12 protein-coding genes are annotated in these 14,972 nt (G+C 34.6%); 4 read left to right on the top strand and 8 right to left on the bottom strand.

Translation table 11 applies throughout. The annotated features are described in order from the left end of the window. Positions 1-169 precede the first annotated feature (169 nt). The 5 genes from AB5359_RS04935 to AB5359_RS04915 form a co-directional block, all read right to left on the bottom strand. Positions 170-1,819, bottom strand: coding sequence for an APC family permease (locus tag AB5359_RS04935; protein WP_048685022.1), 1,650 nt, complete (start codon positions 1,817-1,819; stop codon positions 170-172). A gap of 190 nt (positions 1,820-2,009) precedes the next feature. Continuing rightward, positions 2,010-3,221, bottom strand: a complete 1,212-nt coding sequence (locus tag AB5359_RS04930) for an MFS transporter (RefSeq protein WP_048685019.1) — start codon at positions 3,219-3,221, stop codon at positions 2,010-2,012. A gap of 1 nt (position 3,222) precedes the next feature. Then, entirely contained in the window at positions 3,223-3,432 is a 210-nt protein-coding gene (locus tag AB5359_RS04925; RefSeq protein ID WP_020806848.1) for a hypothetical protein, read from the bottom strand. Beyond that, a complete protein-coding gene (locus AB5359_RS04920) occupies positions 3,425-3,856 on the bottom strand; it encodes a MarR family winged helix-turn-helix transcriptional regulator (RefSeq protein ID WP_048685017.1) in 432 nt (143 codons plus the stop codon). Before AB5359_RS04920 ends, AB5359_RS04925 begins: the two co-directional genes overlap by 8 nt. An 85-nt stretch (positions 3,857-3,941) precedes the next feature. After that, on the bottom strand, positions 3,942-4,529 hold the full coding sequence (locus AB5359_RS04915; protein WP_048685014.1) for a membrane lipoprotein lipid attachment site-containing protein: 588 nt from the start codon (positions 4,527-4,529) through the stop codon (positions 3,942-3,944). A 305-nt stretch (positions 4,530-4,834) separates the two neighbouring features. Here AB5359_RS04915 and AB5359_RS04910 point away from each other — a divergent pair, with 305 nt between their 5' ends. Continuing rightward, positions 4,835-5,917: a M42 family metallopeptidase gene (locus AB5359_RS04910; RefSeq protein WP_048685011.1), complete on the top strand. Its 1,083-nt coding sequence runs from the start codon at positions 4,835-4,837 to the stop codon at positions 5,915-5,917. A 257-nt stretch (positions 5,918-6,174) separates the two neighbouring features. On the opposite strand, the gene AB5359_RS04905 is transcribed toward AB5359_RS04910, so the two are convergent. The 3 genes from AB5359_RS04905 to AB5359_RS04895 form a co-directional block, all read right to left on the bottom strand. Beyond that, on the bottom strand, positions 6,175-7,461 hold the full coding sequence (locus tag AB5359_RS04905; protein WP_048685005.1) for a phosphatidylserine decarboxylase family protein: 1,287 nt from the start codon (positions 7,459-7,461) through the stop codon (positions 6,175-6,177). A gap of 135 nt (positions 7,462-7,596) precedes the next feature. Further along, positions 7,597-8,880 (bottom strand): PTS sugar transporter subunit IIC, encoded by a 1,284-nt coding sequence (locus AB5359_RS04900; RefSeq protein WP_077410197.1) that lies wholly within the window; start codon positions 8,878-8,880, stop codon positions 7,597-7,599. 136 nt (positions 8,881-9,016) lie between these two features. Then, complete coding sequence (locus AB5359_RS04895; RefSeq protein ID WP_048685001.1) at positions 9,017-10,162, bottom strand: ROK family protein; 1,146 nt, start codon at positions 10,160-10,162, stop codon at positions 9,017-9,019. A gap of 140 nt (positions 10,163-10,302) precedes the next feature. Here AB5359_RS04895 and AB5359_RS04890 point away from each other — a divergent pair, with 140 nt between their 5' ends. From AB5359_RS04890 to yicI, 3 genes are read left to right on the top strand one after another with little or no spacing between them, the layout of a single operon-like run. Continuing rightward, on the top strand, positions 10,303-11,190 hold the full coding sequence (locus AB5359_RS04890; RefSeq protein ID WP_048685000.1) for an ROK family protein: 888 nt from the start codon (positions 10,303-10,305) through the stop codon (positions 11,188-11,190). Then, complete coding sequence (locus tag AB5359_RS04885; RefSeq protein WP_048684995.1) at positions 11,180-12,667, top strand: glycoside hydrolase family 1 protein; 1,488 nt, start codon at positions 11,180-11,182, stop codon at positions 12,665-12,667. Before AB5359_RS04890 ends, AB5359_RS04885 begins: the two co-directional genes overlap by 11 nt. Positions 12,668-12,669: 2 nt before the next feature. Then, complete coding sequence (yicI, locus tag AB5359_RS04880; RefSeq protein WP_048684993.1) at positions 12,670-14,943, top strand: alpha-xylosidase; 2,274 nt, start codon at positions 12,670-12,672, stop codon at positions 14,941-14,943. Positions 14,944-14,972 lie beyond the last annotated feature (29 nt).

Raw genomic sequence — 14,972 nt, 5'->3', positions numbered from 1 at the left:
TAAAGATATTTGAGGAAGTAATCCCATATGTTTATTACGCAAAGTGGTAAGATTTTTTATAATTAATTTAAAATTTATTCTAGCTAAAAAAGCATATCCCAATATAAAATCAGAATATACTTTTTCACTCTAATTAATAATGTACTTTAACAAATAATTATTAGGGCCTTTAATCTTCTTCAGCCTTAAAACCATTGGCTAGGTTAGGTTTTCTTCTACCAATTAGCCAAACAATCAGTAGACTAAATATACCTTCAACAGCAATGTAGATTCCACGTCCAGATAAGTGCTTTAATCCTCCTAGGTAAATTCCGAAGATAATTGAACACATAGTGATTGCAATCATTGAAATCCATTGAACCTTATCAAAAGCAATACCGTATTCAACTTCTCGGTGTCTGATTCCAGGCAGAATTGCACCTAAACCAATTAAGACGATTACAGCAACAATATTAATAATTAATTCATACCACCAAATACTGCTTCCTTCTGGTACATCTTGTGGCGTAATTCCCATAATCGTGGCTATAGCAGTAACAAGAAGGAGAATTAATCCAACAGCATAGGCAATTTTGTCGTTTTTAATAAAGACATATTTTGAAGGGAATTTTTTCGAATCTTTTCTAACCCGCATAAATGAGTAGAAGATCCAGCAGGTAACACCTGGTGAAACGATTGCGTTTAAGTTAAGCAACCAGTTAAAAATATCGTTCATGTCAGGCAAAAAGATACCTAAGATCATAATGAATGATGACAAAGCTACAGTTAATATATATCCATTAATTGGTAAGCCATTCTTATCCTTTTTTCTAAGGAACTTAGGCATATAGCGACTACCAGTATCGGAAATTAACATTCTAGTCATTGCATCAAGTAAAACTGCTAGCAACGCACAGTTAAAGAAGAAAGATGTCCAAGCCCAGAGATAAAGAAGGAAATTGCCCCAACCATATTGGTGACCAATCATCTTAAAGGCATAGTAAGCACCGTTCATTTTTAAGTCGTTTGGCATATGATTAGCGTTAAAGTAGATTCCTAGAGCAAATGAGCCTAAAATTGTTAAAAATGCAGTCATTGCTGCTAATGCAATCATTGCCTTAGGGAAGTCATATTGTGGCTTTTTCATTTTGGTTACATAAGGAGCCACTAGTTCAGCACCGTTCATTGCATAGATTAACATGGCAATCGTTGAGAAATAGTGCCAGTCAAATTTAGGAAAAATATCTTTCCAAGTAAAATTGGTTGTCGCCATATGACCGCCTGATTTTGCCAAGCCTACAAAGGCAAGAACAACAAAAAGAATGGTCATAATTACCATTAACCCACCACCAATTGTTGACAAGAATTCCATTGAATTTGAAAAATGGTGTTCAATAATAATGAATACAATAAAAGTTACAAAAGTTAATAGGGCAAATAAAGAATTGGGGATTTGATCTTGAAATTTTTCTGATCCAGTAAGGGCCCAACCTAAGTCAACGATAACTTCATTAGCTGAATCAACAGCATAAGGAATTGAAGCAGCCCAATAAGTCCAAGCAGTGAAATATCCTAAGAATTCACCATCAGTTCCGCGTACCCAGGAAGAAAGCCCTCCACCCTCTGTACTAAAGGCAGAGCCTAATTGGCCAACCATTAAAGAGTAAGGAATGACATAGAATAAAACCATTACAATCCATGAGAATATGACAGCCATTCCTTGGTTTTGAAAATTGAACATGATATCGTCTAAACCAATAACAGTACAGAGCGCCATCAAAAATAAAGTCTGCCAAGAAATAAATTTCTTATCTGGGTTTAATGCATTTAATTCATCCACGTTTAAATTTTCTCTCTTTTCTAGTAATAATTATTTATGCGTTATTACTAGGATTAACTCGGTGACTTATTTTTAAATTTAATATTCATAAATCTAAAATCGATCCTTATATATTTTTTCTTTATCTAGTATAGATTAAAATTGTCGTTAAAAATAGCACCTCTCAAGTTTATGAGGGATGCTATTTTTGTTATTTGGCAAGATTTCTAACAACATTAAGATTAAACAAAATTAAATTTAAGACTACGATTGCTGCAGTGACAATAAGTACCATGCTGTAGCTGGAAATTCCAGCGATAAAGGAACCAAGAAGAGGACCGACAATATTTCCAATATACATTGCACTTTGATTCCATGAGAAAATTCGACCGGTTACTGCTGCCGGGGAATTTTTAGTAAGCAAGGTTTGTACTTGAGGGAAAAGGCAAGCATCAGTAAAGCCAACTAAAAATCTTAAAATACCTAACTGAACTGTATTGTGAACAAAAGCAGTTAAAAAGAAGAGAATTGTCGCTCCGATAAAACCACCAATAATAATCTTGTGTGTACCAATTCTGTCGCCTAACGCTCCAAAACGAGAAGCAGCTAAGAAAGTAGCAATTCCCGGAAGAGCCGCAATAATTCCTGAAACAAAGACGACATTGCCATTTCCGTTCATTAATTGCTTAACATAAAGTGAAACAATCGGATTAATTGAATTATTGGCAGCCTGGATAATTAAGGTTGTTAAGAGCAAACCAAAGATTAAGGCAGGAGAGCGAAGAGTTGCAATGACGCCGCTTGCTTTATCAAGTTTCTTTTCAGTAATGGGCTTAAAGCCTTCTTCATGAACAAAGAATAATGAAAGAAGGAAAGAGATTAACAATAAACCGCCCGTGATAAAGAAAGTAACACGGTAACTAAAGGCAGAAGCTAGTGCACCTCCTAAAAATGGTCCCAGCAAGTTGCCGGCAGTAAAAGATGAAGCCATGGTTCCTAAAGCTTGACCAGATTTTTCCTTTGGCGTTTCTGTAGCAATTAGAGCATTTGAATTTGATACAAAACCCGCAAAAACTCCTTGTAGAATTCTTAGGAAAAATAGTTGCCAGACGTTAGTAACTAGTCCCATGCTTCCAAGAACAATTGCCATTCCTAGAGAAGCTCGCAAGATCATTAGTTTTCTACCTTTTTTGTCAGCTAATTTTCCCCACCAAGGCGAGATAATAGCGGAAACAAAGTATACTCCTGAAAAAATGAAGCCAGACCAGAAGTTTAATTGCTGGTGAGTAAAATGACCAAGAGTATCAATATACAGAGGCAAAAAAGGCATGATTTCTGAAAAAGCGATTCCCGCAATAAAAACGGCAATTGAAAGGACATAAAGGTTCTTTTTCCAAATAGGTTTATCAGATTTTTTTGTCATCCTATTCCTCCAACTTTTTAAAGTTTACGGTCTTATTTTTCAAGGAGATCTTTCCTACTTCAAATCCATAATCTTTGAGTTCTTTTTTATAAGTCAGAAAAGAATGGTCGATTGGCAGACCAGCAATCTCTTGAATTTGATCAAAGGATAACTGGAAATCACTATTTTTATTGTTTTTAATATATTCCCATAAGGGATTAAACTTACTCATCATTATGCCTTCTTTGAACTTGTTTTTTTAAATTATTTGATATTTCTTCTAGTTTAGTTAAAGTGTCAGAATTTACCGTGCCGACTAATTGATTAACTTCTTCAAAAGCTTGATTAACTTGATCAAGAACATCTTTGCCAGCTGGTAAAAGAAATAATTGCTTCTTTAAACCGTTCTTGGGATCAGGACGGCGTTCAATCATCTGCTTTTTTTCTAATAATTTAACTACATTGGTAAAGCTAGCAGGTTGATAAAAGAGATATTCAGCAACTTCTTTTTGGATACACCCGGGATGTTTTTGAATATAACGTAAGGCATGAGCATGCGTCATTCTTAAGTTAATTGAACTCAATCTTTGATTAATTAAAAGATTCTCTAGTTTACCAATATGATATAGAAGATTGGCTAGTGGTCGTTTTCTCATAGAATTCCTTCTTAAAAAGTTGTAATTACAACTAATGTCAAAAATAATTATAACGTAATTAATTGTAATTACAACTAGTCATTGATTAATTACTTGGATTAGTGACTTGTGAGAAATCATATTTACGATATTTTAAAGCAGCTTTTCGATCCTTAAAAATAGCACTGTGAATATCACCTGATGAATATGCTAAGTAGAGGCAGCGATGCCCTTTAAAAGTACCTGTAATATAAATAATATCAACAGTATCTAAGAAGCCACGTGCTCGTAACCACTGAGAGCCGTTTTTGTCTTCAAAAGATACCATTGTTGCGTTTCCAGCATAGGTTTTATTGTCTTTTTCAGAACGATGGCTCAAATTTAAGTTGGGATCTGTTTTTTGATAAACCACAGAATCCATGATTGTATGTTTGGTAATGATAAATTTTCGAGCCTGTGTGCTATAGATATCAGTTTGGTACCAAGTACCTTGAAAGTTGTCTGGAATTGTAGCCAGTTTAAAGCCTGGATATTTTTTATTTAAGTTTGGTTTAGGCGTGGCTGTTTTGCTCCTCTTTGAAGTAGTGATTGAAGATTGTGAACTGGAAGATTTATTTTCGGTATTATTAGACGAAGTATTGCTGCAAGCAGTGAGCAATATGGTTGAAAAAAGTACTAGGACTAGCTTTTTCATGTTTTTTACTTCCTTAAGATATGAATTTTTGCTATAAGTATAACAAAAGATAGGAAAATCTATGATATTTTTTAACCGTAAAACAAAAAGCAGACATCTGGGGGAATAGAAGTCTGCTTTTTTAATGTCGTATGTTATTCTGGGAGAATAAGTAAGGTGTAGAAGTTCCCTTACTTGTCTAATAGAATACCTTTAATTTTTTAAATAAAGCTAGGCATAAGATTTAAAATTTGCAAAGAATTTCTTTAAAAAGTTTAAAGAAGTAAAATATAATTAAAACAAAAGTATTTGCGAGAGGAAAAATCATGAAAAAAGAACAAGAAATTGAGATGCTAAAAGAATTCTCTGATGCAAATTCAACCTCTGGATTTGAAGAAGAATTTGTAAAATTATTTTCGACTTATGCTAAAAATACAGCAGATATTACAGTTGATGGCATGCTTAATGTGTATGCTGCAAAGAAGGAAAATAAGGGAGATCGTCCTGTAATTCAGATGGATGCACACTCAGATGCAGTGGGCTTCATCACTCAAGCGGTTAGACCAAATGGTTTAATAAAATTCGTGCCACTTGGTGGCTGGGTAAAATATAATATTCCTGCATTAAAAGTAAAAATTAGGAATCGTGATGGTGAGTATATTCCAGGTGTAGTTGCAACTAAGCCACCACATTTTATGACTGCAGCTGAAAGAAATTCGATTCCAGAAGTAGCTGACATGTCAATTGATGTTGGCTCATCAAGCAGAGAAGAAACAATAAAAGACTATAAGATCGATACCGGTTGTCCAATTTTTGTTGATGTGAAGTGTGAATATCATGAAAAATCAGGTCTTTTCTTTGGAAAAGATTTCGATGATCGATTTGGTGCTGGTGCAATGGTCGATGTTTTAGATAATTTAAAAGGTGAAGAAACTGATTTTGATGTTGTGGCTGCTTTATCAAGTCAAGAAGAAGTTGGTCTTCGCGGAGCTTATGTAACTGGTAGAAAGATTAAGCCAGACTTATGTATTGTTCTAGAAAGTTGCCCAGCCGATGACACTTTTGAACCGGAATGGTTATCTCAAACAGGTCTAAAGCGTGGACCGATGTTGAGAGACATGGATACTACATTTTTACCAAATCCTAAATTCCAGCAATATGCTTGTGATTTAGCAGATAAAAATGGCATTCCATATACCCGCTCAGTGAGAACAGGTGGAGGACAAGATGGAGCTGCTATTTATTATGAATATGGTGCTCCAACAATAGTAATTGGTATTCCAGTACGTTATGAACATTCTCCATACTGTTTCTCTGCCTATAAAGATTTTAAAGCATCAGTTGATTTAGCAACTGCCATTATTCGTGATATGACGCAGGAAAAGTTAGATAGTTTTAAGGTGATTTAATGGACTGGAAAAGTTTCTTTAGAAAAATGACAATTATCATTTGGATGCTATGTTTGATTAATTTGTTGGTGCTAATAGTTCGCTATACTGCAAGTGATATTGGGATGTTCTTTTCGTGGGATTATCCGCTAATATGGGCCTTTATACTGGGATGTATTTTTTGTGTTTTGGCAATTTTTTGGCCCAAGAAAAATAAATAAAGGTATGAAAAAAGTGAAGGTACATTGAAGTACCTTCACTTTTTGTGTGATCTGATTTTATTCTACGCGTGCAATTTCAGATCTGACTTTAATGTTGTTTCCAGCAATACTTGGTTTTTGTCCATGCAAATTGAACTCTACCTTAGTTTCAGGTCTAAATAGCAGGACATGTGTTGATCCACCAAAGTGGAACATTCCTAATTGATCTCCCTTGTTAACGTGTTGACCAACGCTTACTGTGATTTCATTGCTTGAAACTTCAGACATTCCTACAGCAACAAAAGCCATGAGACCAATCTTAGGATTATCAGCTTTAATAAAAATAACTGCTCTAGTTGCGGTGGAAGTAAGAAAGGCTTGAGAATCATTAGCAGCTACTGGATCGGCACCTCTTGGATTTTCAAAACCTTGATATAGGCTTTCTGCATAATACGTTCCAGGTAAATTGTAAGCTTTTACTACAATACCAGACACAGGACTATTCCATCTATGGTAGCTTAAAGCGCTTAGGAAAGCTTGATATAACGTTCCACCTTCAAACTTAGATGCCCACGGATCGCCGTCAAGTAAGTCAACTAAGGAATAAGGTTGTCCCTTAATCCAGAATTTAGCCTTTAATGGAACATCGTGTGCAATTCTAAATGGCGCGGATTCGCAAGCATTGGCGATAGAGTTGGGATCGTCACGATTTTGTACAGGACGAATACCCGGATTAAAGGTTCTAGTGAAAAATTTATCCCAAGAGGTAAAGCCTAAGTGTTTAGTTCTATCTTCAGAGGGACAGTTAAATAAATTAAAGAAATCATCTCCATATGCGACTTTAGACATTTCATTTAATGCGTAGTCGCTAAGCCAGCCATTTTCGGATGTATTGAGGACATAAGTTGAGTCTGAAGTTTGAAGAAATTTACCCCAATAATCTAGGATGTTTTTCAAGCAAGCATTAACTTTAGGATTATTGAAAAATACATATCCAGCTTTTGTAGCCATTGGATAATCAAAAATCGCATTAATAGGTGTACCTACTAATCCAGTTTTATTAAATTCTGGGGCTCTTTGAATAATTCGGTTAAGCATCAAAAGCATTTGCTGATAATTTCGTACTTGTGGTGTTCCAGCAGGAGTATCAACGTCTTTTTCTGGAATCTCATCAAACATTAATTGGGTAATGTTATAAATATAGCGATCAGATTCAATTAAGTGTTTAAGTGCTTGGACTGGTGGCAATAAGTATTGGTTTTCTTCATTTTCAGCTTCTTTTAAGACCTTACCAAGCCATTGATTAAAGAATTTTTGATCTGTTGGTAGCCACTTACCAACGTTATATGGAATTGTTTTTGCCATAATTTTGCACCTCTATAAAAATACCTTTTCAAATTAAAAGTAAGGCTAGTTGATGTCTAAGTCAAAAAAAGCGCATTAAAAAAGATGGTTTTAAACGCCATCTTTTTTGCATACATTTAATTTAAAAACTATTTCTTAATCTTTTGCAGCGTCACCTACGATTGAATCATTAGAATTCTCTTCACTACCACCTTCGGCTTTAAGAGCTTGCTTATCCAAAGCTCTGAAGAATGGCCAGTAGCAAACAACAGCAAAGGCTAAACAAATTGCTTGCCAAACAACTGCTTTCCAGTCACCACCGGTGATTAAGAATCCGTTTAAGAAAATAGGAGTAGTCCAAGGAACACTGGCAATTACCATGTGGATAACGCCAAATTTAATTAAGAAGTATGAAATTCCTTGTAGAATCATAGGGACTAAGATAAATGGAATTGAAAGCATTGGGTTCAATACAACTGGTAAACCAAACATAATAGGTTCAGAAATTTGGAAGATACATGGAACAAATCCTAAATGAGCTAATTGCTTATAGCGTTTACTCTTAGCAAACATCATACAAATAACTAATCCTAAGATAGCACCAGTACCACCCATGTTCATACCGAAGTTTAAGAAACCATCAGCAGTAATGTGAGTAGCAGATGCTCCGTTCATAGCTTTATGCATATTGTCCATTAAAAATGCACCATAAACAGGACCAGAAATAGCACCGACGGTGTTGTTTCCGTGAATACCAATAGTCCAAGCAAATAAAGTAAAGAATAGTAGAATTTCCATTCCCCAGAAACTGCCAAGACCAGCAGTAAGTGGTGAAAAGATCCAAGTAATAAAGGCATTGATGTCTAAGTGAAGTAAACATCTTAAAACCCAAGCAAGACCTAAGATTACGATAGCTGGAATTAAAGAAACGAAAGAACTTGCTACTGCAGGTGGAACAGATTCAGGTAATTTGATAACAATCTTATGTTTAATGAAGAAATCATAAATTGTTCCTGATAAAAGGGCAATAACGATAGCAGTAAACATACTAGTTGAGCCTAAATTAGCTGGATCAAGAACCATCTTGTCATTTAATTCACAGATAATAAAAGCAATGGCACCGATCACAGATGCGGATAATTTATCAATTTTATTTTCTCGAGCTAAAGTATATGAAATACCAATTGCAACAATTAAACCGATCATTCCAGTTGTCATGTTAATTGGAGCATTCAAAATTGGAAGGTAAGGCTTAATAATATTGTTCCATCCATTAATAGGCAGGTTGGCAATAATCATAAAGATTGAACCAAAGATGGTGAATGGAACCGAGATAATCATACCGTCTCTTAAGACGATCATATATTTATTATTGCCAAATTTTCCTAGAGCTGGCAGGACTTTTGACCTGATAAGGGTCATGAACTTACTGTTTTGCATGAGTTAGACCTCCGAAAAAAAGATAACCAGTAATTATTTAAGTAAGTAAAGTTAATTAACTAACTATCTAAAATGTAAGCCCTTTCCACGAAAATGTCAACAATTAATTTCTGAAATTATAAAAAAAGGCTTATGTCTAAGGAATTAGACGTAAGCGCTTGGTACCAAGATGAAAGACTTGGCGCATTAAGAATGAATAACTTCCTAGCAAAGGAGCAAAGGTAGATTGTCGTGAGATTTCTAACTTAGTATCTGTTTTTTGCAAAATAGGAAGATGGTTGCGAAGCTGTATTAATAAAAGTGGCAAATTTTCAATTAATGTTGAATCGAGAAAAATAATTTTAGGAGAATAACTAGCAATTAAGTTATTTAGTACAAGCGAAAGACCATTAATAAATTGATTAATTGAAGCAACAACTTGGTCATTTCCTTGAACATATAATTTTGCTACTTGTTGCAAGGAAAGATTATTTAACCCTTTATCCTTATATACTTCTTTTAAGATAGCGTCTTGGGAACAATAAGAAATAGGATTAATTTCAATTACCTTGTCATCTGTTTGAAGTAAAAACTTCATATCTTCAATATTGCCCGCTGCAGCTTGATTGCCGAGATAAAGATTTTCATCAATTATTACTCCAGCATCAATAGATTCATTGATAGTAAGTGAAATCAAATTTTTAATTTCATTATTTGAAGAAAAATCTCTTTGAAAAATTGCAGCCGCATTAGCACTATTGAGTAAAACTACAGGTACTCCGAATTCTGCTTCTAGAACTTGGGGTAGATCAATATCTCTTAAAATTGGCTTTTGTGCAGCATTATCTAAGACGCGACAATGAACAGCAAGAGAAATACCTAAAAGGTGATGGACAGTATCTTTTAACGCAAAATTACTTATCTTTTTCTTGATAGTCTGATAAATTTGGCCATCTGTTTTATCAATAATTGATATTTCTTCGAATCTTGCAATTTGGCCGTTAGCCCAAGTGGACATGATATTTACGTAGTCTTTGCCAATTTCGATGTTGATGAAATAGCCAAAGCTTTTATTAAATTCAATTAGTTTCGGTTTGCGACCGCCATTTTTAGTACTTGCTCCTTCGCCAATTTCTACTACATATTGCTGTGAGAGTAAGTCTTCAAGAATGCTCGAGATAGTTACCTTATTAATCGAAAGATCACGAGAAATCTTACTTCTTGATATGGGACCGTAATTAATGACATGCCTAATTACAGAGCGTTCATTATTCAGACGCATAGTATGCTTATTGATAAACATGGGCCAAACTCCTTTGCGAATATATGTACTATTATACAAGTTTTATTCATTGAAAGTGTTTACATTATTTAATAATTAGTTTATGCTTTATTTGTAACGTAAGTAAAGATAATTAACTAACCTGAAAAGGAGAAAGCATTATGGCAATCTTAACACTCGACATAGGTCAGAGATTTATACGTTATGGTTTCTTTGATGAAAACGGAAATTTAACTGAAAAAGGTCAATATCAAGTTCCTAAAAATTCAGCCAAGGATTTTTATAATTCTATTGCTGATTTAGTGGATGAGAGTGACATGAAGATTAAAGCAATTAGCATTAGTTTTCCCGGTTTTATCAATGTAAAGGATAAAATTGCTATTCGTGCAGGTTCTTTAAGATTTTTAGACGGACATAATATTAGCGAAGATTTACATCAGTATATCGATCAAAAGATTGAAATTTTTATTGAGAATAATTCTAATTGTGCTGCAATTGCAGAAAAATTAAATGGCAATGCTCAAGACGTTGAAGATTTTGTAGTTATCACCTTAGGACATGGTGTAGGCGGCGGAATATTTGTTAATAATAAGTTGTTACGTGGCCCCGGCTATTCTGCAGGCGAATTTGGAATGATGATTACAGATTATTCAGCTCATCAGTTTATGACGGCACATGAATTGGCATCTACATCAGCTTTAATCAGCGATTACGCAACCATGCGAGGAATACCTAGTGAATTGGTGGAAGAATATCAAATCATGGCTGAACTTGATAATCCAAAAGTTCGAGAAGTAGTTGAAAAGTGGGCAAGCTATGTAGCAATTTGTATTTTTAATTTAGCTTGTACTTTGAATCCACAGCGATTTTTAATTGGTGGAGCATTAAGTCAGAATAATGAATTAATTCCAATTCTAAAAAGTAGATTGGCACAAATTCCAAATTGGTCAGATTTTGAAACAGAAATTCAATCTTGTCGTTTCTATAATGATGCAAGTCTATATGGAGCCTACTGGGCATATATAGGAAGTAAGAAAGATGTATCATAAGCAATTAGACGATTTTCCAAAAGATTTTTTATGGGGTGCGAGTTCAGCTGCGTATCAGATTGAAGGAGCGGCTAGAGAGGATGGAAAAGGACCATCTATCTGGGATAAATATGCACATCAAGCCGGTAATACTTTTAAAGGTACAACTGGTGATATTGCAGTTGATCATTATCATCGCTATAAAGAAGACATTAAATTAATGGCTAAGCAAGGACTGAAGGCTTATCGTTTTTCTGTTTCTTGGAGTCGAATTTTACCCGATGGAGAAGGAAAAGTTAACCAAGCAGGAGTTAATTTTTATCATCATCTAATTAAAGAATTGAGAAAAAACGAAATAGAACCGGTGCTTACAATGTATCACTGGGATTTACCCCTAGCTTTACAAGAGAAATATCAGGGATGGGAATCTAAAAAAACGATTGCTGCTTTTGTAAACTATGCAAAATTATTATTTAAAGAGTTTGGCAGTGAGGTTAAATATTGGGTAACAATCAATGAGCAAAATGTTTTTACTTCAATGGGATACCGTTGGGGAACTCATCCGCCGAAGAAGCAGAATGTAAAAGCGATGTTTTTAGCCGACCATTATGTAAATTTGGCTAATGCATTAGCAACTATTGAATTTCATCAAATGGTTCCAACTGGTAAGATTGGTCCTAGCTTTGGTTATGGTCCCGTTTATCCTAAGACTAATAATCCTGAGGACGTTTTAGCAGCCTTAAACGCTGATGATTTTAATAATAATTGGTGGCTAGACGTTTATTGCCGAGGAAAATATCCATTTTTTACTAAAAAACAACTAGAAAATCTTGGCTTAATGCCCGAGGTGACTAAAAAAGAACAAGCAATTCTAGAAAATCCTCAGGCGCATCCAGATTTTTTAGGTATCAACTATTATCATGGTGGAACAGTTCAAGAAAATAGATTGCAGAAACCTGCTGCAAAGAATAAAGAAAAGCAATTTAACCAAGTTGATCCATATTTAATGCAACCTAAGGGCGATCAAGTTAAGAATCCAGAAGTACCTATGTTTAATAGTGTTGAGAATGATTACGTAGATAAGACAAAGTGGGGTTGGGAAATTGATCCAACTGGCTTAAGAATTGCCTTAAGACAAGTTTATGAAAAATATCAACTACCAATTATGATTACTGAAAACGGTCTTGGTGCTAAAGACATTGTTCAAGATGGAAAAGTTAATGATCAATATAGGATTAACTATTTAGCAGATCATATTATGGCAATGAAAGAAGCTATTAGCGATGGGGTTGATTTAATTGGTTACTGTGCATGGTCTTTCACGGATTTACTTAGCTGGTTGAATGGTTATTCTAAACGTTATGGCTTTGTTTATATCGATCAAGATGACACACAAAACGGAACATTGAAAAGAATTCCGAAGAAGAGCTATAGCTGGTATCAACAGATAATTTTAACTAATGGTAATAAACTTAGTTTGCTAAAGCATGGAGAATAAAGATGAAATATTTAAATGGAAATTGGTTAGTTAAAGATGGCTTTTCGATTGATTATGGACAATGTATTTATGATAGTCGAATTGAGGATAACAAGTTAACTCTTTGGGTGCCGTTTAAAGAAATTACAGATCCTGGAATGACGTTAGACGATGGAATGATAACTTTAGAAATTTCATCTCCAAGAGAAAACATAATTAATACTAAAATTATTAATTATCGTGGTAGTGTCGATCATGGACCTAATTTTAAATTAAGCCAGAATCAAAATATTTCCCCGGAAATAAAAGAAACAGTCGATAAATTTATTTTTAAATCTGGAAAGACAAAGCTTGAGATAAGTAAGGGTAGTCAAATTCTTTTTCATTATTTTTATGAGAATGAGTTAAAAGCCGAAGTTGCTGCACGTTCAATTGCCAGAATTTTTGATCCAGATGGTAAGGTGCATATGTCTAATTCCTTTGTACTTGAACCTGGTGAGAAAATCTACGGTTTAGGCGAACGCTTTTCTAATTTTGTTAAAAATGGACAAGAGATAGAGATGTGGAATGCTGACGGTGGAACAGAGACTATGCAGTCATATAAGAATATTCCGCTTTATCTATCTAATCGCAAATATGGAATTTTTGTTGATTCAAGTGAGAAAGTATCCTACGAAATTGCTTCTCAGCAAGTCGATCGAGTAGAGTTTTCTGTTCCAGATCAGACTCTGTCTTATTACTTTATTGGTGGAAGTGACAACAAAGAAGTCTTAGATCATTACACGGCTTTAACTGGAAGACCACCTTTATTGCCAGCTTGGAGTTATGGCTTGTGGTTAACTACATCGTTTACGACTAAATATGATGAACATACTGTCATGAGCTTTATTAATGGAATGATAGAAAGAAAGATTCCATTATCAGTTTTTCATTTTGACTGTTGCTGGATGAAGCCAACAGAATGGTGCAATTTTGAATGGGATCCAGATATTTTCCCTGATCCGGAAGAATTGCTTGAAAAGATTCACGATAAAGGAATAAAAATTTGTGTTTGGATTAATCCTTATATTGCGCAAAAATCCCGTTTGTTTGATGAAGGAATGAAAAATGGCTACTTTATTAAGAAAACTAATGGAGATGTTTGGCAATGGGATAAGTGGCAAGCCGGTATGGCAATTGTAGATTTTACTAATCCCGATGCGGTTAGCTGGTATCAAGGTTACTTAAAAGAACTTCTTAGACAAGGTGTTGATGTTTTTAAGACTGACTTTGGTGAAAGAATCCCAAGTAAAGGAGTTAAGTTTTTTGATGGGTCAGATCCTAAAAAGATGCACAACTATTACACTCTTTTGTATAACAAGGTTGTAACGGAGGCTATTGCTGATGTAAAAGGTAAAAAAGAAGCATTGGTATTTGCAAGATCAGCTACTGTTGGAAGTCAGTGCTATCCGGTTCATTGGGGCGGAGATTCTTCATCTAATTATTCTTCAATGGCTGAAACTTTGCGTAGCGGTTTGTCATTTGGAATGAGTGGCTTTGGCTATTGGTCACACGATATTTCAGGATTTGAAGCTAGTGCTACACCTGATTTATACAGAAGATGGACGCAGTTTGGTTTGTTGAGTTCACATTCGCGCTATCATGGCTCAACTACCTATAAGGTTCCATGGCTATATGGAGAAAAGTCAGTTGAAAATACTAAGAAATATACAAATCTGAAGTTAAAGTTATTGCCATATTTGATGGCCATGTCGAATGAAGCACATTATCATGGCACACCAATTTTAAGATCAATGGTTTTAGAATTCCCTGATGATCCTGGCTGTGAAGATTTAGACATGCAATATATGCTTGGAAGTAATTTATTAGTAGCTCCAATTTTTAATGATCAAGGCTTAGCTACTTTTTATGTTCCTGAAGACGAAGGTAAGTGGATTAGTATCTTAACTGGAAAAGCTTATGAAGGTGGTAGATGGTATAAAGAGAAGTTTGATGACTTTACTTTACCTCTCTTAGCTCGCCCTAATTCAGTAATTATTACTGGCCGCTATAACGATGAAACAATGTGTGACTATACTGATCATCCAATAGTCAATGTATATGAAATGAAAGACGGTAAGATTTCTACAATTATCACTGATAACTATGGTGAAAAGCTTGGAACAATTGTTGTTGAAAAGAAGGATGGCAAGATTAAAGCATATAGTGATGTAGTGAAAAATTTTGATTTAATCATTCATGATGCAGGAAAAGAAGATCAAAAGTTAAGTACAAATGACGGACAAATTAAGAATTAAAAGCAGTATGATTATCTTAAAGGAATAGC

This window comes from Lactobacillus sp. RTP31084st1_F9_RTP31084_210423 (assembly GCF_040919545.1).
Taxonomy (GTDB): Bacteria; Bacillota; Bacilli; order Lactobacillales; family Lactobacillaceae; genus Lactobacillus; species Lactobacillus paragasseri.
The sequence above is the reverse complement of the archived record's forward strand: the minus strand, read 5'-3'. Positions and strand labels throughout refer to the sequence as shown.

Coding starts and splice junctions, on each gene's coding strand:
- AB5359_RS04930 (WP_048685019.1), bottom strand. CDS start 3,221: ATGACAAAAAAATCTGATAAACCTATTTGGAAAAAGAACCTTTATGTC.
- AB5359_RS04925 (WP_020806848.1), bottom strand. CDS start 3,432: ATGAGTAAGTTTAATCCCTTATGGGAATATATTAAAAACAATAAAAAT.
- AB5359_RS04920 (WP_048685017.1), bottom strand. CDS start 3,856: ATGAGAAAACGACCACTAGCCAATCTTCTATATCATATTGGTAAACTA.
- AB5359_RS04915 (WP_048685014.1), bottom strand. CDS start 4,529: ATGAAAAAGCTAGTCCTAGTACTTTTTTCAACCATATTGCTCACTGCT.
- AB5359_RS04910 (WP_048685011.1), top strand. CDS start 4,835: ATGAAAAAAGAACAAGAAATTGAGATGCTAAAAGAATTCTCTGATGCA.
- AB5359_RS04905 (WP_048685005.1), bottom strand. CDS start 7,461: ATGGCAAAAACAATTCCATATAACGTTGGTAAGTGGCTACCAACAGAT.
- AB5359_RS04900 (WP_077410197.1), bottom strand. CDS start 8,880: ATGCAAAACAGTAAGTTCATGACCCTTATCAGGTCAAAAGTCCTGCCA.
- AB5359_RS04895 (WP_048685001.1), bottom strand. CDS start 10,162: ATGTTTATCAATAAGCATACTATGCGTCTGAATAATGAACGCTCTGTA.
- AB5359_RS04890 (WP_048685000.1), top strand. CDS start 10,303: ATGGCAATCTTAACACTCGACATAGGTCAGAGATTTATACGTTATGGT.
- AB5359_RS04885 (WP_048684995.1), top strand. CDS start 11,180: ATGTATCATAAGCAATTAGACGATTTTCCAAAAGATTTTTTATGGGGT.
- yicI (WP_048684993.1), top strand. CDS start 12,670: ATGAAATATTTAAATGGAAATTGGTTAGTTAAAGATGGCTTTTCGATT.